This window comes from Novosphingobium taihuense (assembly GCF_007830315.1).
GTDB classification, from domain to species: domain Bacteria; phylum Pseudomonadota; class Alphaproteobacteria; order Sphingomonadales; family Sphingomonadaceae; genus Novosphingobium; species Novosphingobium taihuense.
The window spans coordinates 1-21,493 of record NZ_VLKJ01000013.1 but is presented as its reverse complement, the minus strand read 5'-3'; the positions used below and the strand labels follow the sequence as shown (position 1 = coordinate 21,493).

General features: G+C 65.0%; 29 protein-coding genes. 14 read left to right on the top strand and 15 right to left on the bottom strand.

Going from position 1 to position 21,493, the window contains the following annotated elements:
- Window positions 1-270: 270 nt before the first annotated feature.
- From IQ25_RS18570 to IQ25_RS18560, 3 genes are read left to right on the top strand one after another with little or no spacing between them, the layout of a single operon-like run.
- Entirely contained in the window at window positions 271-918 is a 648-nt protein-coding gene (locus tag IQ25_RS18570; RefSeq protein ID WP_258537071.1) for an RNA polymerase sigma factor, read from the top strand.
- On the top strand, window positions 918-1,685 hold the full coding sequence (locus IQ25_RS18565; protein ID WP_144907775.1) for a hypothetical protein: 768 nt from the start codon (window positions 918-920) through the stop codon (window positions 1,683-1,685). Before IQ25_RS18570 ends, IQ25_RS18565 begins: the two co-directional genes overlap by 1 nt.
- Before the next feature lie 46 nt (window positions 1,686-1,731).
- Complete coding sequence (locus IQ25_RS18560; RefSeq protein WP_144907774.1) at window positions 1,732-2,223, top strand: asparaginase domain-containing protein; 492 nt, start codon at window positions 1,732-1,734, stop codon at window positions 2,221-2,223.
- A gap of 4 nt (window positions 2,224-2,227) precedes the next feature.
- On the opposite strand, the gene IQ25_RS18555 is transcribed toward IQ25_RS18560, so the two are convergent.
- From IQ25_RS18555 to guaA, 4 genes are read right to left on the bottom strand one after another with little or no spacing between them, the layout of a single operon-like run.
- Window positions 2,228-2,599 (bottom strand): type II toxin-antitoxin system VapC family toxin, encoded by a 372-nt coding sequence (locus IQ25_RS18555; RefSeq protein ID WP_158637794.1) that lies wholly within the window; start codon window positions 2,597-2,599, stop codon window positions 2,228-2,230.
- 21 nt (window positions 2,600-2,620) lie between these two features.
- Window positions 2,621-2,911: a type II toxin-antitoxin system Phd/YefM family antitoxin gene (locus IQ25_RS18550; protein WP_144907772.1), complete on the bottom strand. Its 291-nt coding sequence runs from the start codon at window positions 2,909-2,911 to the stop codon at window positions 2,621-2,623.
- A 31-nt stretch (window positions 2,912-2,942) separates the two neighbouring features.
- The gene (locus IQ25_RS18545) at window positions 2,943-3,365 is read right to left on the bottom strand and encodes a GNAT family acetyltransferase (protein ID WP_144907771.1); all 423 of its coding nucleotides are present in this window, start codon (window positions 3,363-3,365) and stop codon (window positions 2,943-2,945) included.
- Window positions 3,356-4,915, bottom strand: a complete 1,560-nt coding sequence (guaA, locus tag IQ25_RS18540) for a glutamine-hydrolyzing GMP synthase (protein WP_144907770.1) — start codon at window positions 4,913-4,915, stop codon at window positions 3,356-3,358. Before guaA ends, IQ25_RS18545 begins: the two co-directional genes overlap by 10 nt.
- A 457-nt stretch (window positions 4,916-5,372) precedes the next feature.
- On the opposite strand from guaA, the gene gluQRS reads away from it, so the two are divergent.
- The 5 genes from gluQRS (at window position 5,373) to IQ25_RS18515 (ending at window position 8,361) form a co-directional block, all read left to right on the top strand.
- On the top strand, window positions 5,373-6,218 hold the full coding sequence (gene gluQRS, locus IQ25_RS18535) for a tRNA glutamyl-Q(34) synthetase GluQRS (RefSeq protein ID WP_144907769.1): 846 nt from the start codon (window positions 5,373-5,375) through the stop codon (window positions 6,216-6,218).
- Entirely contained in the window at window positions 6,215-6,445 is a 231-nt protein-coding gene (locus tag IQ25_RS18530) for an HIG1 domain-containing protein (RefSeq protein WP_144907768.1), read from the top strand. Before gluQRS ends, IQ25_RS18530 begins: the two co-directional genes overlap by 4 nt.
- Window positions 6,446-6,464: 19 nt before the next feature.
- Window positions 6,465-7,025 (top strand): cob(I)yrinic acid a,c-diamide adenosyltransferase, encoded by a 561-nt coding sequence (locus IQ25_RS18525; protein WP_144907767.1) that lies wholly within the window; start codon window positions 6,465-6,467, stop codon window positions 7,023-7,025.
- A gap of 91 nt (window positions 7,026-7,116) precedes the next feature.
- Window positions 7,117-7,989: a 3-hydroxyacyl-CoA dehydrogenase NAD-binding domain-containing protein gene (locus tag IQ25_RS18520; RefSeq protein WP_144907766.1), complete on the top strand. Its 873-nt coding sequence runs from the start codon at window positions 7,117-7,119 to the stop codon at window positions 7,987-7,989.
- A gap of 51 nt (window positions 7,990-8,040) precedes the next feature.
- The gene (locus tag IQ25_RS18515; RefSeq protein WP_144907765.1) at window positions 8,041-8,361 is read left to right on the top strand and encodes a hypothetical protein; all 321 of its coding nucleotides are present in this window, start codon (window positions 8,041-8,043) and stop codon (window positions 8,359-8,361) included.
- A gap of 13 nt (window positions 8,362-8,374) precedes the next feature.
- Here the strand turns inward: IQ25_RS18515 and IQ25_RS18510 are convergent, their stop codons facing one another.
- Entirely contained in the window at window positions 8,375-8,728 is a 354-nt protein-coding gene (locus IQ25_RS18510; RefSeq protein WP_144907764.1) for a hypothetical protein, read from the bottom strand.
- A 102-nt stretch (window positions 8,729-8,830) separates the two neighbouring features.
- Here IQ25_RS18510 and IQ25_RS18505 point away from each other — a divergent pair, with 102 nt between their 5' ends.
- A complete protein-coding gene (locus tag IQ25_RS18505; RefSeq protein ID WP_144907763.1) occupies window positions 8,831-9,178 on the top strand; it encodes a DMT family protein in 348 nt (115 codons plus the stop codon).
- On the opposite strand, the gene IQ25_RS18500 is transcribed toward IQ25_RS18505, so the two are convergent.
- Window positions 9,165-9,368 carry a hypothetical protein gene (locus IQ25_RS18500; protein ID WP_144907762.1) on the bottom strand — a complete coding sequence of 68 codons (204 nt, stop codon included), beginning with the start codon at window positions 9,366-9,368 and terminating at the stop codon, window positions 9,165-9,167. The two genes, IQ25_RS18505 and IQ25_RS18500, sit on opposite strands and share 14 nt — an antisense overlap.
- Window positions 9,369-9,488: 120 nt before the next feature.
- Here IQ25_RS18500 and IQ25_RS18495 point away from each other — a divergent pair, with 120 nt between their 5' ends.
- Window positions 9,489-9,938: a thermonuclease family protein gene (locus tag IQ25_RS18495; protein ID WP_144907761.1), complete on the top strand. Its 450-nt coding sequence runs from the start codon at window positions 9,489-9,491 to the stop codon at window positions 9,936-9,938.
- A 3-nt stretch (window positions 9,939-9,941) separates the two neighbouring features.
- Here the strand turns inward: IQ25_RS18495 and IQ25_RS18490 are convergent, their stop codons facing one another.
- A complete protein-coding gene (locus IQ25_RS18490; protein WP_144907760.1) occupies window positions 9,942-10,577 on the bottom strand; it encodes a TetR family transcriptional regulator in 636 nt (211 codons plus the stop codon).
- 194 nt (window positions 10,578-10,771) lie between these two features.
- On the opposite strand from IQ25_RS18490, the gene IQ25_RS18485 reads away from it, so the two are divergent.
- On the top strand, window positions 10,772-12,523 hold the full coding sequence (locus IQ25_RS18485) for a bifunctional metallophosphatase/5'-nucleotidase (protein WP_144907759.1): 1,752 nt from the start codon (window positions 10,772-10,774) through the stop codon (window positions 12,521-12,523).
- Window positions 12,524-12,623: 100 nt separating this feature from the next.
- Here the strand turns inward: IQ25_RS18485 and IQ25_RS18480 are convergent, their stop codons facing one another.
- The 4 genes from IQ25_RS18480 to IQ25_RS18465 are packed head-to-tail and all read right to left on the bottom strand — an operon-like array spanning window position 12,624 to window position 15,153.
- The gene (locus tag IQ25_RS18480) at window positions 12,624-13,037 is read right to left on the bottom strand and encodes a hypothetical protein (protein WP_144907758.1); all 414 of its coding nucleotides are present in this window, start codon (window positions 13,035-13,037) and stop codon (window positions 12,624-12,626) included.
- A gap of 1 nt (window position 13,038) precedes the next feature.
- Complete coding sequence (locus IQ25_RS18475) at window positions 13,039-13,848, bottom strand: DUF1295 domain-containing protein (RefSeq protein WP_181447281.1); 810 nt, start codon at window positions 13,846-13,848, stop codon at window positions 13,039-13,041.
- Entirely contained in the window at window positions 13,841-14,452 is a 612-nt protein-coding gene (locus IQ25_RS18470; RefSeq protein ID WP_144907757.1) for a lysophospholipid acyltransferase family protein, read from the bottom strand. The genes IQ25_RS18475 and IQ25_RS18470 overlap by 8 nt, the downstream gene beginning before the upstream one ends.
- Window positions 14,453-14,496: 44 nt before the next feature.
- Complete coding sequence (locus IQ25_RS18465; RefSeq protein WP_144907756.1) at window positions 14,497-15,153, bottom strand: ferritin-like domain-containing protein; 657 nt, start codon at window positions 15,151-15,153, stop codon at window positions 14,497-14,499.
- Window positions 15,154-15,213: 60 nt separating this feature from the next.
- On the opposite strand from IQ25_RS18465, the gene IQ25_RS18460 reads away from it, so the two are divergent.
- On the top strand, window positions 15,214-15,633 hold the full coding sequence (locus IQ25_RS18460; RefSeq protein WP_144907755.1) for a DUF983 domain-containing protein: 420 nt from the start codon (window positions 15,214-15,216) through the stop codon (window positions 15,631-15,633).
- Window positions 15,634-15,688: 55 nt separating this feature from the next.
- On the opposite strand, the gene IQ25_RS18455 is transcribed toward IQ25_RS18460, so the two are convergent.
- The 4 genes from IQ25_RS18455 to IQ25_RS18440 form a co-directional block, all read right to left on the bottom strand.
- The gene (locus IQ25_RS18455; protein WP_144907754.1) at window positions 15,689-16,981 is read right to left on the bottom strand and encodes a cytochrome P450; all 1,293 of its coding nucleotides are present in this window, start codon (window positions 16,979-16,981) and stop codon (window positions 15,689-15,691) included.
- Window positions 16,982-17,000: 19 nt separating this feature from the next.
- Window positions 17,001-18,572: an acyl-CoA synthetase gene (locus IQ25_RS18450; RefSeq protein ID WP_181447280.1), complete on the bottom strand. Its 1,572-nt coding sequence runs from the start codon at window positions 18,570-18,572 to the stop codon at window positions 17,001-17,003.
- 137 nt (window positions 18,573-18,709) lie between these two features.
- Window positions 18,710-19,273, bottom strand: a complete 564-nt coding sequence (locus IQ25_RS18445; protein ID WP_144907753.1) for a fasciclin domain-containing protein — start codon at window positions 19,271-19,273, stop codon at window positions 18,710-18,712.
- A gap of 29 nt (window positions 19,274-19,302) precedes the next feature.
- The gene (locus IQ25_RS18440; RefSeq protein ID WP_144907752.1) at window positions 19,303-20,280 is read right to left on the bottom strand and encodes a hypothetical protein; all 978 of its coding nucleotides are present in this window, start codon (window positions 20,278-20,280) and stop codon (window positions 19,303-19,305) included.
- A 73-nt stretch (window positions 20,281-20,353) separates the two neighbouring features.
- Here IQ25_RS18440 and IQ25_RS18435 point away from each other — a divergent pair, with 73 nt between their 5' ends.
- A complete protein-coding gene (locus IQ25_RS18435) occupies window positions 20,354-21,037 on the top strand; it encodes a spermidine synthase family protein (protein WP_144907751.1) in 684 nt (227 codons plus the stop codon).
- 273 nt (window positions 21,038-21,310) lie between these two features.
- On the top strand, window positions 21,311-21,493 hold a 183-nt coding region (locus IQ25_RS21235), incomplete at its 3' end, for a hypothetical protein (protein WP_220094562.1).

Here is a 21,493-nt window from a genome sequence, read left to right as displayed (position 1 = left end):
GTGCGGTCGACGCGGGCCCAGTGAGCGGACGACGGGGGGGAGCCCCGCTGTCCGATCGACAGGTCGGAGGACTCGTGGCCATGACAGCCGGTTGCCTCCGCAGCACCTAACGGGGATCTCGGCGCAACCCTTCGCGTCTCGCGTGAAAAACTGATGAAAGATCTTTCTCCCTGGGGCCGTAAATCTGGCGTTCACCCGGGAACCGGCAGTCAGGGCTGTTCCCTGCGCAGCCCGTGCGCAGAGGCAATGGTGCGAAAACGGCAGGTAATCGTGACGTTCTACGGCGACGTGCGTCCGGAAGCGGTCCAGGCTGATGACAGCCTGGTCGCGGCAACAGACCCGATCCATCGCGAGGCGCTCGACGATGCGGCGCTGATGCGCGAGGTTGCGCACGGGTCGGTCGAGGCCTTCACCATGCTTGTCGATCGCCATTCGCCCGCGCTCTATCGGGTGGCGATGCGCATGCTGTCCGACACGGCAGAGGCCGAGGACGTCGTGCAGGACTGCTTTGCGCGGCTGTGGCAGAACGCGCCGCGCTGGAGCCCGAGCGGAGCAGGCCTCGTCGGCTGGCTGCACCGCGTGACGATGAACCTGTGCTTCGATCGCAAGCGTCGCTTCCGCGTGGTCACGGTCGAAACCGTGCCCGATACCGCAGACGAGGCTCCTCTTGCGGACCGGCGAATCGAGGCCGATCAGGCCTCCGAAGCCGTGGCGGCTGCGTTGGCGGACCTGCCCGAACGCTATCGCGCTGCTTTAGTGCTCTGTTATTACGAAGGATTTTCGAACGCCCTTGCAGCACAGGTGCTTGATCTCAATATCAAGGCCATGGAATCGCTGTTGTTCAGGGCGCGCCGACAGATGCGTACGTTGCTAGAGGCGCGCGATGTCTCGTGCGCCGATCTCGAGGCGCAGGGCTGATGGCGCGCAAGGTTCCTGCCTCACCCGCGCAGGCCGAAGCGGCACTTGATGCGGCATTGGCCCGTGCGCCCCGTCCGGCTTTGCCGCCGGGCCTGACGGCGCGGATCGTGGCGCAGGCGACTGCGCTTCCGCAGCTTCCCGCAGATGGATCGGTGGAGTCGCACGAGGAAGCGCCGCGCGTCTCGGCTAAGGTCATTCCGTTCCATACGGCTCGCGCTGAAGCCGTCGCAGACCAACAGCCGGTGAAGGCTCGCCGTGGTCTTCTGGCGGGAGGCTTTGCCGCCATCGCTGCCACAATTGCCGCCGTGGTGCTGATCGGCCAATCCGGCCAGCAGGTCGGGCCGACGTCGGCTCCCGCACCGATGATGGCCCAGCGCGAGAACGCGCCCGCACCGATCCAGGCCGCGCCTGCTGCCGCGCCCGAGACCCGGTTGGCATCGGCTCCTGCAGCGCATTCCCAGGCGCCTGCCAAGGCGGCATCGGTGCTCACTTCTCCGTCCGAACCCGCACCTCTCGCAGCCCCAACTTCCGCGCCTGAACCGCAGTTGGCCGCAACCGTGCCACCAGCACCGCGCGAATCGGCCGGACCGTCATCCGATCCTTCGCCGCGACCCAACCCGCGCGGGCTGATGGGCCCGCCAGCGCCGCAGCAGGGCTGGGCCTTCAGCGGCGGTGCTCCGGGCGGTGGAACGCTTCCGGGCGGACAGTCGCTGCCAAGCCAGACTACCGGCTCCGCTCCCCCGCCGCCGCCACCTCCCGGTCACTAGGTCCTGCCTCTGGCCGCAGTGGGTTCAGTCAGCTAAGGCTCTGGCCATGAAGCAAGAACCGATCCTCGTGCTGACCACTGGCGGCACCATCGACAAGGCCTATTTCGACGCGCTCAGCGAGTACCAGATCGTCGAGAGCGGCATCCCTGCTCTGATCGAGCAGGCCCGCGTCGCCCTGCCGTTCCGCGTCATGGAACTGATGCGCAAGGACAGCCTCGAACTCACGGACGCCGACCGTGACCTGATCGCCGCTGCCGTGCGCGAAGCACCGGAAAGGCATGTCGTGATCACCCACGGCACCGATACGATGACCGAAACTGCCAAGGTACTCAGCGCAATTGCGGGCAAGACCATCGTGCTGACCGGCGCGCTGTCCCCCGCCCGCTTTGCCGAGACCGACGCCCCGTTTAACCTCGGCATGGCCTTCGCCACCGCGCAGGTCGCCGCCCCCGGCGTGTGGATCGCGATGAGCGGGCAGGTGTTCGACGGGCTGAAAGTCCGCAAGGACCGCGCGGCGGGGAAGTTCGTGGCGATCTAGAACTTTAGACGACCGTCACCGGGTAGCGGCGAATGCATTCATCTGCCGAGACGAGCGTCATTCCCGTTACCAACGCATGGGCCACCAACAGTCGGTCAAGCGGATCGCGGTGGATGTCGGGCAGATCGACGACTTTCGACCAGACAAGTGCGGGGAGATCCTCCAGCTCAAAACCGACCAGTTCCTGAAGCTTGTCGATCGGCTCCTCAAGCGGAATGCGCCTGAGTTGCTGAAGATGCGCGAGTTCGTAGGCATTGGCTGCGCTGAGGATGATGTCGTTGTCAGGATCCGACAGCACTGCGCGTTGGGCTGCGCTCAGCCTTGGATCGTCAAGCACGATCCACACGAGGATGTGCGTGTCGATAAGCAGCTTCATGGCACAGTGCGTCATTGCTGATCAGCCGAACTTGCGCCCGGCCCGTTCCTCGTAGTCCGCGTCGGTCATCGCAGGCGGTATGTCGAACGCTGTGCGGGGCTGGTCCTTGTACTTCTCGGCAAGGCAACCGAACGCGGCCTGCCTCTTTGCCACACGGGCTTCGCGGGCGATGGCCAGCGCTTCAGGCGTCGGTACCAGTGTCGCAAAAGGGACGCCGGCCTTGTTCAAGACCACCTCTTCGCCCCGCGCCGCAGCAGCAAGGAGTTCGGACAGGCGGGTCTTGGCTTCGCCGATGTTGACATGGATGGTCATGGCGCAAGGATGCCTTGGCCAAGGGGCTTGGTCAAGTTGCCTGTAACCGCTTGCCCAAGGTCACCACTTCCTGCAATTCATATCCCAGCGCGGCATAGAACCCGCGCGCCATGGCGTTGTCGCCGCGCACCATCAGCTGGATCTTGGGGCTGCCGAGCGTCTTGAGCCAGTCCTCGGCGGCACTCATCAGCGTGCGGCCGACGCCTTGCCCGCGGCGGTCGGGTGCGGTGGCGAGGTAATAGACCCAGCCGCGATGCCCGTCGAGGCCGACCATCACGCTGCCTATCAGCGCATCGTCATCGTCCGCCAGCAGCACCGTCGAGGTCAGCGTTGCGAGCGCGAGGTCGAAATCGGCGCGCGGATCGTTCCACGGGCGCGTCAGTCCGGCAGCTTCCCAGAGGCCGACCGTCGCTTCACGGTCGGCCGCGGTGGCTGCGCGGATGCTTACTCCCATTCGATCGTGCCCGGGGGCTTGCTGGTGTAGTCATAGACCACGCGGTTGATGCCCTTGACCTCGTTGACGATGCGCGTCGCCACGCGGCTGAGAAAGCCGGCATCGAACGGATAGATGTCGGCGGTCATGCCATCGGTGCTGGTGACGGCGCGCAGGGCGCAGACGTTGTCGTACGTGCGCCCGTCGCCCATCACGCCCACGGTCTTGACCGGGAGCAGCACGGCAAAGGCCTGCCAGATCGCATCGTAGAGCCCGGCGTTGCGGATTTCCTCGAGGTAGATCGCATCGGCCTTGCGCAGCACGTCGCAGCGTTCGCGTGTGACTTCGCCGGGGATGCGGATGGCAAGGCCGGGTCCGGGGAAGGGGTGGCGGCCGACGAAGATGTCGGGCAGGCCCAGTTCACGGCCCAGCGCGCGCACTTCGTCCTTGAACAGCTCGCGCAGCGGTTCGACCAGCTTCATGTTCATGCGCTCAGGGAGACCGCCGACGTTGTGGTGGCTCTTGATCGTGACCGAAGGCCCGCCGGTGAAGCTGACCGATTCGATCACGTCGGGGTAGAGCGTGCCCTGCGCTAGGAAGTCCGCGCCGCCAACCTGCTTGGCCTCGGCCTCGAACACGTCGATGAAGGTCTTGCCGATGAACTTGCGCTTGGCTTCGGGATCGGTGACCCCGGCAAGCCCGCCGAGGAACAGCGCCGAGACGTCCTTGTGGACCAGCGGGATATTGTAGTGGTTGCGGAAGAGCGAGACGACCTGCTCGGCCTCGCCCATGCGCATCAGGCCATGGTCGACGAAGACGCAGGTCAGCTGGTCACCGATGGCTTCGTGGATCAGCACTGCGGCCACCGCCGAATCGACGCCGCCCGAAAGGCCGCAGATCACGCGGCTGCTGCCCACCTGCTCGCGGATCTCGGCAATCTTGGTGCGGCGGAACTCGGCCATGCTCCAGTCACCGCTGCAGCCGCAGACGTGGCGCACGAAGTTGGCGATCAGCTTGCCGCCATCGGGCGTGTGGACCACTTCTGGGTGGAACTGGGTGCCGTAGTACTTCTTCTCGTCGTTCGCGATGACGGCAAACGGCGCGCCATCGGAAACCGCGACGATCCGGAAGCCGGGTGCGAACTGCGTGACCTTGTCACCATGGCTCATCCACACCTGATGGCGCTCGCCCTCTTTCCACAGGCCATCGAACAGCACGCAAGGTTCGGTAACGGTCAGGAAGGCCCGGCCGAACTCGCCCGAATCGCCGGGCTCCACCTTGCCGCCAAGCTGGTGGCTCATCACCTGCTGGCCGTAGCAGATCCCAAGGATCGGCAGCCCGCTGTCGAACAGCACTTGCGGGGCGCGGGGGCTGCCGTCTGCGGGCACGCTCGCGGGCGATCCGGAGAGGATGATGCCCTTGGGCTTCATCCGGTGGAACGCGGCTTCGGCCTGGGTGAACGGCGCGATCTCGGAATAGACCCCGGCTTCGCGCACGCGGCGGGCGATTAGCTGCGTTACCTGGCTGCCGAAGTCGACGATCAGGATCGATTCTGAAGGCTGGATGCTCATGGCTGGCCGATAGTGGCAGCAGGCTTTTCTGTCCAGATGTGCGGCGAAATGTGACAGTTGCGTTACATGCAACTGCAAACGCCCCGTTCGCACTTGCAGCATACGCATATCGGCGTATTTGCACCCCCAGTTCCGATGCTTCCAGCCCACCCTGCCGGATGAACACGAACTGGGAGGATGACCTGCAAGGTGAACCACAACAGGAGGTACACCATGCGCAAGCTTACCGCGATCGCGCTTCCCATCATCATGGCAGCTGGTCTCAGCAGCCTGATGTGGACCGCCACTCTCGCCTGATAGCGGGTTGGCAGGCCGGCTTTTGGCCGGGCCAAGGACCAGGAATGCACGACATACCACAAAAACGGCTGCCCCTGCGGGGCAGCCGTTTTGTTTATGGGCAGCATCCCTTTCTGACGGGCTTTCCAACCGGCGCGGCCACGCGCTAGGTCATTGAACGATGACCGTCACCCGCTTTGCCCCCAGTCCCAACGGACCGCTCCATCTGGGGCATGCGTTTTCCGCAATCGTCGCGCATGACCGGGCGATTCGCGATCGGGGCGAGTTCCTGTTGCGGATCGAGGACATCGACGGAGCCCGCTCGCGCCCCGAACTGGCCGCAGAGTTCCGCGATGACCTTGACTGGCTGCGGCTGGAGTACCGCGAAGTTGCCCCGCAGTCTTCGCGCATCGCAAGCTATCGCACCGCTGCCAACGAGTTGCGCGCGATGGGCATTCTCTACCCCTGCACCTGCACCCGCGCCGAAGTCGCCGCCGCTGCCGTGGCCCATGGCCCTGACGGTCCGCTCTATCCCGGCACCTGCCTGCGCCGTGGCCCCACACCGGGTCCGGAAGTGGCGTGGCGGCTCGACATGGAGCAGGCGACGCTGCTGGCAGGCCCGCTCGAATGGACCGACGAGCGCCACGGCGTGCAGATCGCGCAGCCCGAACTGTTCGGCGACGTGGTGCTGTGGCGCAAGGATGCGCCCGCCAGCTACCACCTTGCCGCCACGCTCGACGATGCCGCTGATGGCGTGACCCACGTGACTCGCGGCGTCGACCTGTTCCGCGCCACCCACATCCATCGCCTGCTCCAGCATCTGCTCGGGTTGCCGGTGCCGGTCTGGCACCATCATCCCGTGCTGGTCGAGAGCGACGGGCGCAAGCTGGCCAAGCGCCGCGACGCGCCTGCGCTGGCCGATCGCCGCCGCGCCGGAGAGGACGGACGCGCGGTCGCGGCGGAGGTGCGCGCTACCCTATTTGACACTGGTATTTCCTTGTCCGACGCCATAGATCAGTGCCCATGAACTATGTCCTGATCACGCTGATCATCGTCTTCACCGTTATGACGGTCGTGTCGCTCGTGCGCGGAATCATCGCGTTCCTGAACAGCACCAAGGAAGACCTGAACCGCGATCCCGCGCAGGGCGCAACCGCGAACCAGCTTCTGCAGAACAAGATGATGTTCAACCGCATCAAGTTCCAGGGCCTTGCCGTGCTGACGGTCGCGATCCTGCTCGCCTTTTCGCGCTGAGCCGCGAGGCGCTCCGATCATGGTCAAGCTCAACAAGATCTACACGCGCACGGGCGACGATGGCACCACCGGCCTCGTCGATGGTTCGCGCCGCGCCAAGCACGATGCCCGGATGCAGGCAATCGGCGAGGTGGACGAAGCCAACAGCATGATCGGGCTCGCTGCCGTTGTCGCCTCCGATACGACCGCGCGCAACCTGCAGCGCATCCAGAACGACCTGTTCGATCTCGGTGCGGACCTCGCCACGCCAGGTGAGGACTTCACCCCGTCGGAAATGGTCCTGCGCGTGGTGGCAAGCCAGGTCGAATGGCTCGAAGCGGCCATCGATTCGCTGAACGAATCGCTGCCTCCGCTGACCAGCTTCATCCTGCCCGGCGGGTCCGAAGCCGCCGCGCGCATCCATATCGCCCGCGCGACGGTACGCCGGGCCGAGCGTTGTGCGGTCGAGCTGGACAACGCGGAAATGGTCAATCCGCAGGTGCTGGCCTATCTGAACCGCCTTTCGGACTATTTGTTCGTGCTCGCTCGCGCCACCAATGCCGGCAACGATCCGCTCTGGGTGCCCGGCGCTTCGCGCTAACCCTGAACACGCCTCACGCTAGCATCAGGTGGACTTGGGTGCCGCGCCTCGCTAGTCGCCTCGCATCTCATTCACAGGCGGGGACTTCCAGATGATCAGGACGGTTGCAGTGATCGGCGCGGGGCAGATGGGCTCGGGCATTGCGCAGGTATCGGCGCAGGCGGGCATGAAGGTCCTGCTCGGCGACGTCTCGATCGAACTGGCTGACAAGGCGCGCGACAAGATCGCCAAGGGCCTCGCCAAGCTCGTCGAAAAGGGCAAGGTCGATGCCGCGCTCGCAGCCTCGACCGTGGCGAACCTGCACAGCTTCTCCGATCACGCCGCGCTTGCCGAAGCCGATCTGGTGATCGAAGCGGCGACCGAGCGCGAGGACATCAAGCACAGGATCTTTGAGTCTGCGGGCAAGCACCTTGCCTCCCACGCGATCATGGCGTCGAACACCTCGTCGATTCCGATCACTCGCATGGCCGTGTCCTCGCCCGATCCGGAACGCTTCATCGGCATCCACTTCTTCAATCCAGTCCCGCTGATGAAGCTGGTCGAAGTCATCCCCGGCCTAGCCACGTCGGTTTCCACGATCGAGGCGGTGCGCGGTTTCGTCGGTGACATCGGCAAGGAAATCGTGCTCTCGCAGGACGAGCCGGGCTTCATCGTCAACCGCATCTTCGTGCCCTTCATCAACGAGGCGGCGTTCGTGCTCGGTAGCGGCACGGGCTCGATCGTCGATATCGACAAGGGCGTGAAGCTCGGGCTCAACCATCCGATGGGGCCGCTGGAACTGGCGGACTTCATCGGGCTCGATACCCTGCTCGAGATCATGAAGATCTACCTCGCCTCGACCGGCGACCCGAAGTACCGCCCCGCACCGCTGCTGCAGAAGTATGTCGAAGCGGGCTGGCTCGGCCGCAAGACGGGCCGGGGCTTCTACGACTATTCGGGCGACGTGCCGGTTCCTACCCGCTGATCCGGAACGGGCGGTCGGTCAGGGCGTAGTCTCCCTCGAAGGAGACTTTCCGTGACCGACACCCGCAAGCCGCTTCCCGTAGCCGACGATTCCCCGCCCGAGACCGTCAACACCGAACAGGAAGACGGTGATACCCAGGCGCAGACCGTGGCCGACGAGGCCCTGTCGCGCGCCACCAGCGTGCTGGGCGAGCAGGACCTCGGCGACAAGGTTCGCGGATCTGGCGACGAGGAGGACGACATGCCCGACCTCGTCGATCACATGAAGCAGATGGTCAGTTCAGGCCGGATCGACATGAGCGCCTATCGCGGCGAGCGCAGCGACGATGACGAGGAAGGCATGTACGGCGAGGACGGCCGAGAGGACGACTGAGTCCTCTCGCGGACTATTGCTCCGCCCTGATTGCCGGATCGCCCGGGCCGGAATCGGCTGGCGGTTCGGCGTCGTCGGGCTGCGGGCCGTCGGGATCGACATTTCTCGGCAGCTCGCGCAGTTCGACCATCTTGCCGTTGTGCTCTATCTCGCCGATCAGCCGCCCCTTGCCGTCGGCGACATCGCCTTCGTCGGCCCATTTCCTGAAATCTTCGTCATCGGCTTTGGCAACAGTTGCGGCGATGCTGGCTTGGTCCGAGGGAGCCTTCGCTTTCTCGAGTCCGGTAACCACCAGCGCTGCAACAGCAAGCACGCTGCCAACGAGCAGCATGGCAGCGAAACGATAGGTTGATTTGGTCTCAGCCATGCGATGCGGTCCCTCGACAAGACGCGGGTTTTTTACGGCGAAGGCGTTAAGATTCAGCCAAGGACCCCGTCCCGCCCCCTTTTCCTTCGGACATACGCGCCCATGACCACCGTCTTGCTCCTCGTGCTCTCCAACCTGTTCATGACCACGGCGTGGTACTGGCACGTGCGGGGCGGGGCGCAGGCGGTCGAGGCGCGTCCGCTCATGCTGGTCATTGCCATCAGCTGGGGCATCGCGCTGTTCGAATACTGCCTCGCGGTGCCGGCCAACCGCATCGGGACGCTGAATGGCTGGAGCGCGGGCCAGCTCAAGATCGCGCAGGAGGCCATCGCGCTGGTCGTGTTCGGCGTATTCATGGTCGTCGTGCTGAAGGAGCCGTTGCACTGGCGGCACCTTGCCGCCTTCGCCTGCATCATGGCGGCGGTCGGCTTCCTGTTTACGGGGAAGTAGCCCCCACACCCTGCGCTGGAGCATCCTTGGCCCAGGGGTCGGCGTGGGCCGGCTTGGCCTTCGTGGTCTTGGCGCCGCCATCCTCGTCTGCCGAGGGAACGAGCGACCATGCCAGGACAAGCATGGACGCAGCCCACCACAGGGCGCGCCAGCGACTGGCAAAGACAGTTGTGATGCGCGGGCCGAACATGGAACCATTCTGGCAGCATCTGGTTAGCCAGTGGTTACCCTGAGTCCTCCTCCTGAGGCTCAACACTGAACGTGCTCCTACGGAGGCGCGGCTGTCGCTCGTCTTCTGCAGATTCTGCCAATGAAAAAATGGACTTGCCTGCTTGCCGCGACGCTTGGCTTCGCGGCTCCTCTCGCCATCCCGGACGGATCGTTCGCCTCATCCCCCTTGCCGGACACTGCCCGCGCGCGCTTCGACGTCTGCGCACCCGGTCCCCGCGTGACCTGCGTCGTCGATGGCGACACCTTCTGGCTCGAGGGCACCAAGATCCGCATTGCCGATATCAACACGCCCGAAACCTCGCAGCCCGGCTGTGCCGCCGAAGCGGAGCTCGGCAAGCGCGCCACGCGGCGTCTGGTCGAACTGCTGAACGCCGGACCCTTCGCGCTGGAAGCGAACGGGCGCGAGACCGATCGCTATGGTCGCGCGCTGCGTGTGGTCACGCGAAAAGGCCGGAGCCTTGGCGCAATCCTGGAGGCCGAGGGCCTCGCCGAGCACTGGAAGGGGCGGCGCAGCGACTGGTGCGCCTGATCGTCAGGCCGCGCGCAGCCCGGTGACCGCGCGCGCGCCGCGGTCCTGCGCGGACAGGCCATCGAACACGGCGTCGATGATCCGCGCCAGCTTGTCCTCGTTCAGGCGCTCCATGAACATGGTCATGGTGTTGAGTGCGCAGTAAGGGGCGCACATCTGGTTGATCAGGCTGATCGTCTCGTCAACATCGAGCCCGGTGAAATGACCGTCGCTCATGGCCTCGCCGATAATCTCGCCAAGATAGTGGTCTGCAAGATCGATATAGCTGCGCACCTGTTCGAAGTTCTCGTTGCCGACTTCGATATAGGTCTGCAGCTTGACCGGGTCGGCTTCCCACTTCTTCCTCATCACCACAAAGCGGCGGGCGAAGAATTCGTACATCTTCCGGCGCGGCGGCAGGTCGCTTGCCAGCACGTCTTCCATGATGTCGGCCATCGGCTTGAACCAGTGGTCGGCAATCGCCTCCATCAGCTCTTCGCGGCTATCGAAATAGCGCGAGAGGTGGCCCTGCGAGATTCCGGCGCGGGCGGCGAGTTCGGAAAGGCTAAGCCCGACCGCGCCACGCTCCTCGATCATGCCTTGCGCCATTTCGACGAGCCGGCTGCGGGTCGCGTCTTGGTCGGTTCCGGTCTGTGCCATGGCGGTCGCGCGTCCTGAGTCTGGGCCTTGGGTGCATTGTAGGGAGGCGCGGGTCACCAGACAATGGGGCTGCAGGATAAGCGTGCCAGCCTCATGCGAAGTCGCGACACGCAGATACGGCCTTCAAAGCGCAACACCGATGGGCTAGGCGAGCCTTAACCGGTTGCACCCGTTACGATAAGGTCGCTCTTACGATGCTGCTTCGCGCTCGCCTGTTCTTGCCGCTCGCCCTGTCAGGGCTCTTGGGTGCCTGCGCCACGCCGATGGCGGTCTCCGATAGCGCCGGGCCGGTCGAAGTCGGGATCATCGGCATCAACGATTTCCACGGCAGCCTTGAACCGCCGCGCCAGGCGGTGAACGTGGCCGATGGCAAGGGCGGCATCGTGCCGGTCCCGGCGGGCGGCGCGGCGTGGCTTGCCTCGGCCATCGATTCAATCCGGGCCAGGCATCCGCTTTCGATGACGGTCTCGGCCGGAGACATGATCTCCGCCTCGCAACTCGCCTCCTCGCTCTATCTGGATGAGCCGGCCATCGGCGTGATGAACCGCATCGGCGTAGACTTCAACGCGGTGGGCAACCACGAATTCGATAATGGCCAGCAGGAACTCCTGCGCAAGCAGAACGGCGGGTGCGAGAAGTTCACCGCCAAGGAACCCTGCGCGCTTGAGAAGTTCACCGGCGCAACCTTCAAGTACCTCGCCGCCAGCACGAAGCGGGCCGATGGCTCGACGCTGTTTCCGGCAACCGGGCTCAAGACGTTTGGCAGCGGCAAGTCCGCCGTCACCATTGGCGTGATCGGGCTGACGCTGAAAGGCACGCCCAATCTGGTCAACCCGACCGGCATCGAGGGCCTGACTTTCGCGGACGAGGCGGACACGATCAACGCTGCCGTGCCGCTGCTCAAGGCGCAGGGCGCGGACGCCATCGTCGTGCTGATCCACGAAGGCGGGCGGACCAAGGGCGATCCGAACCCGCAAGGGTGCGAGAACTTTGCCGGAGACATCCGCCCGATACTCGACCGGCTGGATACGCGGGTCGACGTGGTCGTCTCCGGCCACACGCACTGGGCCTATGTCTGCGATTACGCGCAGATCAACCCGGCCAAGCCCTTCCTGCTGACCAGCGCGGGCGTCTATGGTGAACTCGTCACCGACATCACGCTGCAGATCGATCCGGTGGCGGGGCGCGTGGTTTCGAAGCGGGCCGAAAACGTGATCGTGCAGTCGGTGCCCTACACCTCCACGCGTGGGCCGCTGGGCAATACGCCGCTGTTCCCGCAATTCCAGCCGAGGGCCGACATCGCGCAATACGTGGCGAAATATGTCGAGGCCTCGAAGGAATATACCCAGCGCCCGATCGGCAAGATTGACCGGCCTGCGCCCAAGAACGAAGGCGCGGAAGGCGGCGCGGGCGGCCCCTTGGGCAACCTCATCGCCGATGCGCAACTGGGCGCGACGCGCGACAAGGGGGCGCAGATCGCCTTCATGAACCCCTTCGGCATCCGCGCCCCGCTGGTCCCGGCGGCGGACGGCACGCTGACCTTCGGCGACATCTACCTGTGCCAGCCTTTCGGCAACAACGTGGTCACGGAAAGCATGACCGGCGCGCAGATCAAGGCGGTGCTGGAAGAGGGGCTGGACGATACCGGCCCGAAGCAGGCGCTGGCGCCGTCAGCGGGCTTCGAGTTCCGCTACGACCCGGCGCGGCCTGCGGGTGACCGCATCGTCTCGATAACGCTCGAAGGCAAGCCGCTGGACATGGCGAAGACCTACCGCGTGACGGTGAACGGGTTCCTCGGCCTCGGCGGCGATGGCTTTTCGGGCTTCGTGGGCAAGCCCGACACGGTGACCGGCCCGACCGACATCGACGCGCTGGAAAGCTGGATCAAGGCCGTGCCGGTGCGCACGGTGCCGCAGGAGGTGCGGGCGGGGGTGGTTAAGGGGTAAACTTCCCAACCACTTTAAGGTCGTCATCCTGAACCTGTTTTAGGATCCATGTCGCTGATCCAGCAGCCACTCGTGGTAAGAGATGGACCCTGAAACAAGTTCAGGGTGACGGGAGCGGTCTCTCGATGGTCCAGCCCGAACCTACCCAGATGGTACCTGGAACGACCTGGTAGGCCTCCTCCACCTTAACGAATTCCCCAATCCCCGTGCCCTTTCTCAGGAGACACTCGTAGTCCTTTTTCCCGAGGCGATTCGTTGGAATATGCACGCTGTAGTCATGCGGGCCAGTATCCAGATCAAAACGTCCCAAACACGTTCCAACTGTTTCGATCAGTTCGGTTTTCAGTTTCTCGCTCAGGTTTGCTCCTCGTATTACTAACTCTTCCGGTTCGTTGAGATAGAGCCTGTCGATCGCTTGCGCAGAGAGCATTGCGATGGCTGATGCAAACGCGCCGGTCGCCACCCAGAACAGTCTGCGTTCGAGAAGCTTGCTCAGCCATCGTGGTTTGCTCATTTCACCCCCGCTTCGGCCACCAAGGCACAAACCCCGAAGTCCGCTCGACGTATTCCCTATACCCCGGCCGTCGCTCTTCCATGCCCTTTTCCAGCAGCGGCTTGCCCGACCACTTCGTCAGCGTGAAGGTCAGGAACACCGGCCCGATCACGCTCGCCAGCGCGACCCACAGGCCGGCGTCGGCGGCGGCGAGCCAGATGCCCCACCAGACGCAGGCGTCGCCGAAGTAGTTGGGGTGGCGGGTGTAGCGCCACAGGCCGGTCTGGAGCACGCGGCCCTTGTTGGCGGGATCGGCGCGGAAGGCGTTCAGCTGCGCATCGCCCACCGCCTCGAACACGATGCCGACCAGCCACAGCGCGGCTCCGGCCAAGGCCAGCGCTCCCAGTGGCGCAGGTCTTCCGCTGGCGAGGATGCCGAGTTGCGCAGGCAGGCAGGTGATGAACAGCAGCAGCGCCTGCGGGGCGAAGACGAACTTGAGCGCGGCCGACGCAAACTCGCCCTTCGCCTTGGCCTTGCCCAGCATCCTGGCATAGCGCGGGTCTTCGCCATGGCCGCGCCAGCGGGTGTAGAGGTGCCACGCCAGCCGCGCCGCCCAGATTGTCGCCATGCCTGCGATCAGGCTCGCCCGCTCGCCGGGACCGCCGCTCACATGCAGCCACGAGGCCAGCGCCAGCACGCCCATGCCGCCGCCCCACACCGCGTCGATGAAGCTGACGTCGCCGATCTTCACTGCCACGCGCCACAGCACCCCCATGCCGACCGCTAGGATCGCGACGTTGATCAGCAGGGCGAGGAGCAGCGTATCAGGCATCGGAAATCTCCGGCATTTCGGTCAGGCCCCGGCCGGGATGCTTCGGCGTGACCTTGCGGTAGACTTCGAAGATCTTGCGCATGTCGGCCTCGTAATCGCCAGATGGCCAGATGGCCGGGCCGAGGCCGCCGGTCTTCGTGCCATAGTCCATCATGCCCACGACCATCGGCACCTTGGCCTTGAGCGCGATGTGATAGAACCCGCTGCGCCACTGGCCGACTGCACTCCGCGTGCCTTCGGGCGCGATGGTCAGCATGAAGCGGTCACGCCGGGCGAACTCCTCGACCATCGCATCGACCACGTTGCGGCGCGCCGAACGGTTGATCGAAACCCCGCCCATGTCGCGCATGAAGCCGCCCAGTGGCCAGCGGAACAGGCTGTCCTTGGCCATGAAGTGCGGCTTGAGGCCCAGGTCCTCGGTCAACCCGATGAAGTAGAGGAAGTCCCAGTTGGAGGTGTGCGGCGCGGCAATGATCACGCAGCGGCCGTCCGCAGGCGGCGTGCCATGCGCCTTCCAACCGCGCATGCGATAGAACGTGACCAGCGCCTTGCGCACGATCCGCGATAGCAGGCTGGGCCTGCGGTCCTCGATTGCCCCGACCATCAAATTCTCCCGAACGGGAGAGTAACGCGCGAAGCGCTGGCTGTCTAACGCTCGCCCGCATCGGGCCAAGCGGCCATCCGCGGCGTCGAGCGGCGCAGGAACAGGCTGGGCAGCTTCACCAGCATCAGCGACTTGTGAATCCAGTAATCGGCCCAGCGTTCGCGCCATTTCGCCTTGGTGCGGCCCTGCCGGTCGAGCCAGGCCTCATAGGGCATCCAGTGGTCGGGCTCGTCCTTTTCGACGACCTCGAATATCCGCTTCATCGCCTTGTCCGAGCGGACGTGGCTGTTCTCCAGCAGGATCTCGACCTGCCGCATCCCGCGCTGTTCGGTGAGCATGATCACGCGGCACAACTTCTCGAAGGCATCGGGGCTGGCGATCACGCCCTGCGTATCAAGCTCGTCGATGGAGCAGCCGAAGACCTTGAAGATGAACCGGTCGATGTGCCCGCAGGTGCTGTCAACCGCGAGCGGCATGACCCCACGCAATTCGAACCAGCGCTTGAACATCACGTAATGCTTGCGCTCGTCCCCGCGGTGCTTCTCGATCGCGGCGATGAACCCCGGATCATCGGGACACCGCACACGCACCGCCTCGATCACGCGATCAAGCGACGTGTATCCGCGATGCTCGTTGTAGAGGTAGATCGAGGCGAGCACGTCGAGGAAACGGGCGCGGAAAAGGGTCAGGGGGGATGTCACCGAACGATCATACGCTTGTCGTGCCCTTGCGTTCCAGTCCCCAAGGTTTAGAGCCACTCTATGGCCTTCTTTACCCAGAACCCCAAGTTCGACTGGATCTTTCGTTGCGGCTTGAAGGGCTTGTGCCCGAAGTGCGGCAAGGGGCCGATGTTTGCGGGCTGGCTCAAGCTGCAGAAGACCTGCCCCACGTGCGGGCTCGATTACCGGTTTGCCAACGCCGATGATGGTCCGGCGTTCTTCGCGCTGTGCATCACTGCCTTCCCGCTGACCTTCTTCGCGGTCTGGCTCGAGGTTGCCTATGCGCCGCCGTGGTGGGTCCATGTGCTGACGTCGGTGCCGATCCTCGGCATCGGGTGCCTTGCCACGCTGCGCCCGTTCAAGGGCTGGCTGGTCGCCTCGCAATACGTGAACAAGGCGACCGAGGCCGGGACCGAAGGCCTGTGGGCCAAGCTCAACGCACGCGAAGACGAGGCGCAGTAAGGCCCAACGGTCAGACTGGCACTGACCGGTCAGGCATGGCCCAAAGGTGGAGCGCTTACGTGGCCTTCCACCGCAGCGGCAGGGCCTTGAATCCGCCGACGAAGGTGGAATTCACGCGGCGAGGCTCTCCGGCAAGCTCAAGGCTGTCGACGCGATCGAGCAGCACGTCGAGCAGCACGCGCATCTCGAGGCGAGCGAGGTGCAGGCCGAGGCACTGGTGCGAGCCTGCGCCGAAGGCCGCGTGGCGGTTGGCCGGGCGCGTGGGATCGAACTTTCGCGGCTCGGGGAACTGCGCCGGATCATGGTTTGCCGCCACGTAATTGAGCATCAGCCAGTCGCCTTCGGCAATTTGCTGGCCACCAAGTTCCACATCGCGCGCGGCGGTGCGCATGAAGTGCTGCACCGGCGTGGTCCAGCGGATCGCTTCCTCGACGATGCCGGGCAGCAGGCTGCGGTCGGCCTTGGCGCGGGCGAACAGGTCGGGGTCGCGGGCAAGGGCGAGGGCGGCACCGGCGGATGAGGCCGAAGTGGTGTCGTGGCCCGCGCTGGCGACGATGATGTAATACCCGGCGGTGTCGCGGTCGCTCATCGGTTCGCCGTCGATCACGGCATTGGCGATGACCGTTGCCACATCGTCGCCGGGATTGCGGCGGCGCTCGGCGGCGAGCCCTGCAAAGTAGCGCTCGAACTCCGCCACGGCACCCGCGACGATCTGCGAGATCTGTTCGGGAGGCAGGTCCTTGAGGCCGGACTTGTTGAGATCCTCGTCCTGCCCGCCGAACATCTGCTGGGTCAGGAACAGCATCTTCGGCTCGTCCTCCGGCGGCACGCCGAGGATCTGCATGACGACGTGGAGCGGATAGGGCGCGGCGACGAGCGGTATGAAATCGCCTTCCGACCCTGCGGCCAGCATCCGGTCGATCGACTCATTGGCGATCTTGCGGATCTCGCCATCCAGTTTCGACAGGTTCTTGGGCATGAACCAGTCCTGCGTCAGACGGCGCAGCCTGGGGTGCTTGGGCGCATCCATCGCGACGAGCGAATCCACCAGATGCGGACTGCCGCCGGTGATCGAGCGGGCCAGTACGTCGCCGATGCGCAGGGTGAAGACTGCCGACTTCGGGTTGTTCAGAAATGTCACGTTGTCCTTGCTGACCTTCATCACCTCGTCAAAGCCCGAGACCAGCCAGAACGGCTCGTGCTCGTCCTGCGGCGCGACGACGCGCGCGACCGGTGCAGTCGAGCGGAGCGCGTCGAACTGGTCGAGGAGAGGGTCCCACGCGCCATAGGACTTGGGGTCGATCACCGCGCGTCCGACTTCGGGCGGGACGAGGGGGAGGCTGGCCATGGGTTCCGGTCCTTATGGGTCAGGCGTTGGCGGTTTGTGCGGCTTCGTAAGCCTGCTTGTACTCATCGCGCAGGAGGCGCTTGAACAGCTTGCCGGTGGGTTCGCGCGGCAGTTCGGCGCGGAAATCGATCTGGCGTGGCATCTTCACGCGCGAGAGCTGGGGCCCCAGCCACTCGGCAAGTTCCGCCGCAAGCGCGGGGCCCGCCTCGGCCATGTCTCGCGGCTGGACGACCGCCACGACCTTTTCGCCCATGTCTGGATCGGGCGCGCCGATCACGGCGACGTCCGCCACCTTTGGGTGGGTGACGAGCAGGTTCTCGATCTCCTGCGGATAGATGTTCACACCGCCCGAAATGATCATGAAGCTCTTGCGGTCGGTCAGGAACAGGTAGCCGTCCTCGTCGACCCAGCCGACATCGCCAAGGCTGGTCCAGCCGTGCTTGTTGGTGGCGTCGCGCGTCTTGTCGGGGTCGTTGTGGTAAGTGAACGGGTTGCCGCCCTCGAAGAAGACCTGGCCTTCGGTGCGCGGCGGTACTTCGTCTCCGTCCTCGTTGCAGATGCGGATCGTGCCAAGGATCGCGCGCCCGACCGAGCCGGGGCGCTGCAGCCAGTCCTCGCTGGAAACGAAGGTGAAGCCGTTGCCTTCGGTCCCGGCGTAGTATTCGCGGATTACCGGGCCCCACCATGCGATCATCGCCTGCTTGACCGGGACCGGGCAGGGCGCGGCAGCGTGGATCGCGCATTTGAGCGTTGAGGTGTCGTACTTCGTGCGAACCTCGTCTGGCAGCTTGAGCATGCGGACGAAGTGGGTCGGCACCCACTGGCTGTCGGTTACCTTGTACTTCTCGATCAGTTCGAGCGCGTGTTCGGGATCGAACTTTTCCATCGCGACGACGGTGCCGCCCATGCGGTGGATGGTCATCGACCAGCGCAAGGGGGCGGCATGATAGAGCGGCGCGGGCGACAGGTAGATGGCATCGCCGGTGATGCCGAAGGCTTGGGCGGCGATGCCGATCAGCGCATTGACCCCGCCGATCTCGGGATCTTCGGGAAGGGGGACGCGAACGCCTTTGGGTTTGCCGGTGGTGCCGGACGAATAGAGCATGTCGCAGCCTGCACGCTCGTCTGCGATGGGCGTGGCCGGTTGGGCATCGAGCGCTGCGTCAAGGGAAAGCGGACCCTCGGTGTCGTAGCGCAACTGCGGGACTTCGGGCGCGAGCCTTGCCACCTCGTCGAGCACGGTCGCGGTATAGGCGGAGCCGATCAGCAGCCGGCTGCCGCTGTCGTGCGCGATATATGCGATTTCGGGCGCGGCGAGGCGGCTTGAGATGGCGACGTAGACCAGGCCAGCCCGCTGTGCGCCCCAGGCGAGTGCGAAGAAATCGGCCCGGTTCTCGAGGCACAGGGCAATGGTGTCGCCGATCTGCAATCCGCGCGCGCGCAGCAGCTGTGCAAACTGGTTCGACCGCGCCTCTAGCTGAGCATAGGTGATGACCTCGCCGCTGCCGCCCATGATCACGGCGGGGCGGTCAGGGTTGCGGGTGGCGTGGTACTTGGGGTGGAAGTGCACCGGCCTCGTCCTCTCGTTCATAAGCGGACTCATGCCGCCTTTGCCCGAGAGATTAACTGATCAGTTAAGGGGTGCAACCGCGATTTGCCCGCGCAGTTGCACCGCCCTGCTGCAATTCTTGTCCGATTCTTTCATGGCAGAACAATCCGCCAAGTGCCTCATTGCGGGGCGGGCAGGACGCGGTCGATCGGATAGATCACGCCGTTGCGCGCCACGATCGGTTCCCCGACGAGCTTTGGCGCATCCTCGCCGCTGCCGAGACGGATGGCGTCACCCTCGCGCGTAAGCGTCAGCGGCTGGCCGCCGAGGCTGGCGAGCCGGACGGTGCCCTTGGCGCGCTCGAGCCCCTGATCCATGTCGGACTTGGCGACGTATCCGGGCGAGAGGTGCTGGCTAACAAGCGCGAGGAGTTGCACCTTGCCCTCATTGCTTTCCAGCGCCTTGCGGTCGGCCTCTGGCAGCGCCTCGATAGCCGCGTTGGTGGGCGCGAACAGCGTGTAGCTGCCGACGCCCTCGAAGGTCTTTTCAAGGCCTGCCGCCTTGACCAGCTTGGCGGACTCCGAAAGATCGCTGCTGTCATCGAGCGCATCGAACAGGTCCTTGGACGATGCCTCGGCAACAGTGGCGCTGCCTTTCGCGTCAGGCGATGCGTCGTTCTTGCCGCAGCCCGCGAGCATGAGCGTGGCGACCATCGCGGTCCCCAAAAAGGTATGGCGTACCATCGAGATACCCTTTGAATTCTGGGTGGAAATCAGGCGATCAGTTCGATCACGGCGCGGACCAGCTGCGTGGTTGGGTCGACTTCGTAGACGTAGCCATCGCTGTAGCGGTACATGCTGTCAGGCGTGTCGGCATAGCGGTCGCGCCAGGTGGGGGGCACGTTGTAGAAGTCGTAGCCTGCGGGCATCGGCTGGCCGACCGCCCAAGTATCGCCGGTCAGCAGCGCGGCAATGCCCTCGATCAGGTTCGACTGCGGATTTACCTCGAAGATCGCGTTCTGGGCGTAGCGATAGTCGTAACCATCGTCGAAGCCGTAATAGCGGTCGTAATAGGTCGGCACGGCGTAGTCGGTGTACTGGGTGGGCCAGACCTGCCCGCCGAACAAAGCTCCGCCAAGCAGCGGCACGAGACCCGACACGAGCCCTCCGTTGCCGACGCGGTAGATATAGCCGTTGCCGTAGCGCCAGTCATAATCGTTGCCGAGGTATCGGACCGGATACCAATCACCCCAGCTGCGCGAGACGGCCAGCTTCTTCGCCTGGCCCGGCGGCAGGCAGCCATTGTTCTTCTTGGCAAGGCCCGGCGGGCAGTTGGCGGAGACGGGGATCAGATAGCGGCTGTCGTCATAGCGATAACGGCCGTCTTGCCACTGGCGGCTGGCGACGCGCACGACGTCGCGGTTGGCGGGGCTGTCGTCTCGGCGGACGGCATCGCGGCGATCGTTATTACGGAAGACCTGCCGCTCGGCTTTCTCAATGTCTTGCGGGCGGTCTGCGCGGTCAGGACCTTTGCCCGGATTGCCGCGCTGCTTGTCGGGGCCCATTTCCGCGCGCTTTTCGGGGCCTTTGGCCTTGTCAGGGCCCTTCTGGCCGCCGCGGTCCATCTTCTCGGCCTTCGCCGGACCGCCACCCTGGTTTCCGCCGCCGTTGCCGTTCCCATTGCCCTGGGCGAGGGCCGGGGCACTTGCCGCGAGAGCGGCGACACCGGCCATTAGCATCAACTTGTGCATTGTCATTCTCCGGAACCGTCGGGTCTGACAACGTGCGCCTTGTCCCTGCGGTTCCCGCGCTCTAGGGCGAGGCATGATTGCACGCGAACTTCTCGGCACCGCGCAGGTGCCCGATGGCGAAGAGCTGAAGCTCTACAGGCACGACCGCGATTTCATGATCGTGCTCGGGCACAACGAACTGATGAGCACGCGGCAGAACGGCTCGGAAATCGCGCTGGCCACGCAAAGCTGGGCGCGGATAGCGAAGGCGCAGCGTCCGGCGATGCTGATCGGCGGCTATGGCATGGGCTTCACCCTGCGCGCCGCGCTGGAGAAGCTGCCGTCAGATGCGCACGTGACCGTGGCCGAACTGGTGCCCGAGATCATCCAGTGGGCGCGCGGGCCGATGAAGGAACTGGAAGCGGGTTGCCTCGATGATCCGCGCGTGCGGCTGGTGATGACCGACGTTGCCGACGTGATCTCGGCCAATGCGCTCTCGGTGGGCGGCACGGGCTATGACGCGATCCTGCTCGATGTCGACAACGGGCCGGACGGGCTGGTGCGGACCAAGAACAACCGGCTCTACACGATGCGCGGGCTGCGCACCGCGATGGACGCGCTGCGCCCCGGCGGCGTTCTGGCGATCTGGTCAGCCGCGCGCGACCCGAACTTCACCCAGCGGCTGAAGGCGGCGGGCTTCGATGTGGACGAGGTGGAAGTGCGCGCGCGGACCAATGGCAAGGGCGCCAAGCATGTGATCTGGTTCGCGAGCGTTTGAGCGCATGCCTGCTCCCCCGCGAAGGCGGGGGTCTCGGGCGGTTTGCGCTGATGTTCCGGAACACCACTGAGGTCCCCGCCTTCGCGGGGACGCCAATGGTTATGCAGTGGCTCATCCGCTGGCGAATGCGGACGGTAACGCCGGTGGGAAAGCACAGATCGCGCGACCGGTGCGGTGCCGTTGTGGCACGCGCGGGAAGGGCGCGGGACCGGCTGCGAGTGGCCGGGGGGCGGTTCCGGACCCCTGATCGGCTCAGCCTGAGGGCGGACATGTGTGACAGGACGAAGCCTTGGCAGCGGCTCGCGGGCTGCCTTGGCTTCTGGCAAGCGGCTGCGTGAAAAGAACCTGTCGTTTGTGCTGACACTGTCGCACAATCATGGCGGGTTCCGCATCCGCAGCGTCGCTCAGGGTTCGGCGCCGTGCTATCAGCCCTGGGTTGTCCTGTCTGTCCTTGGG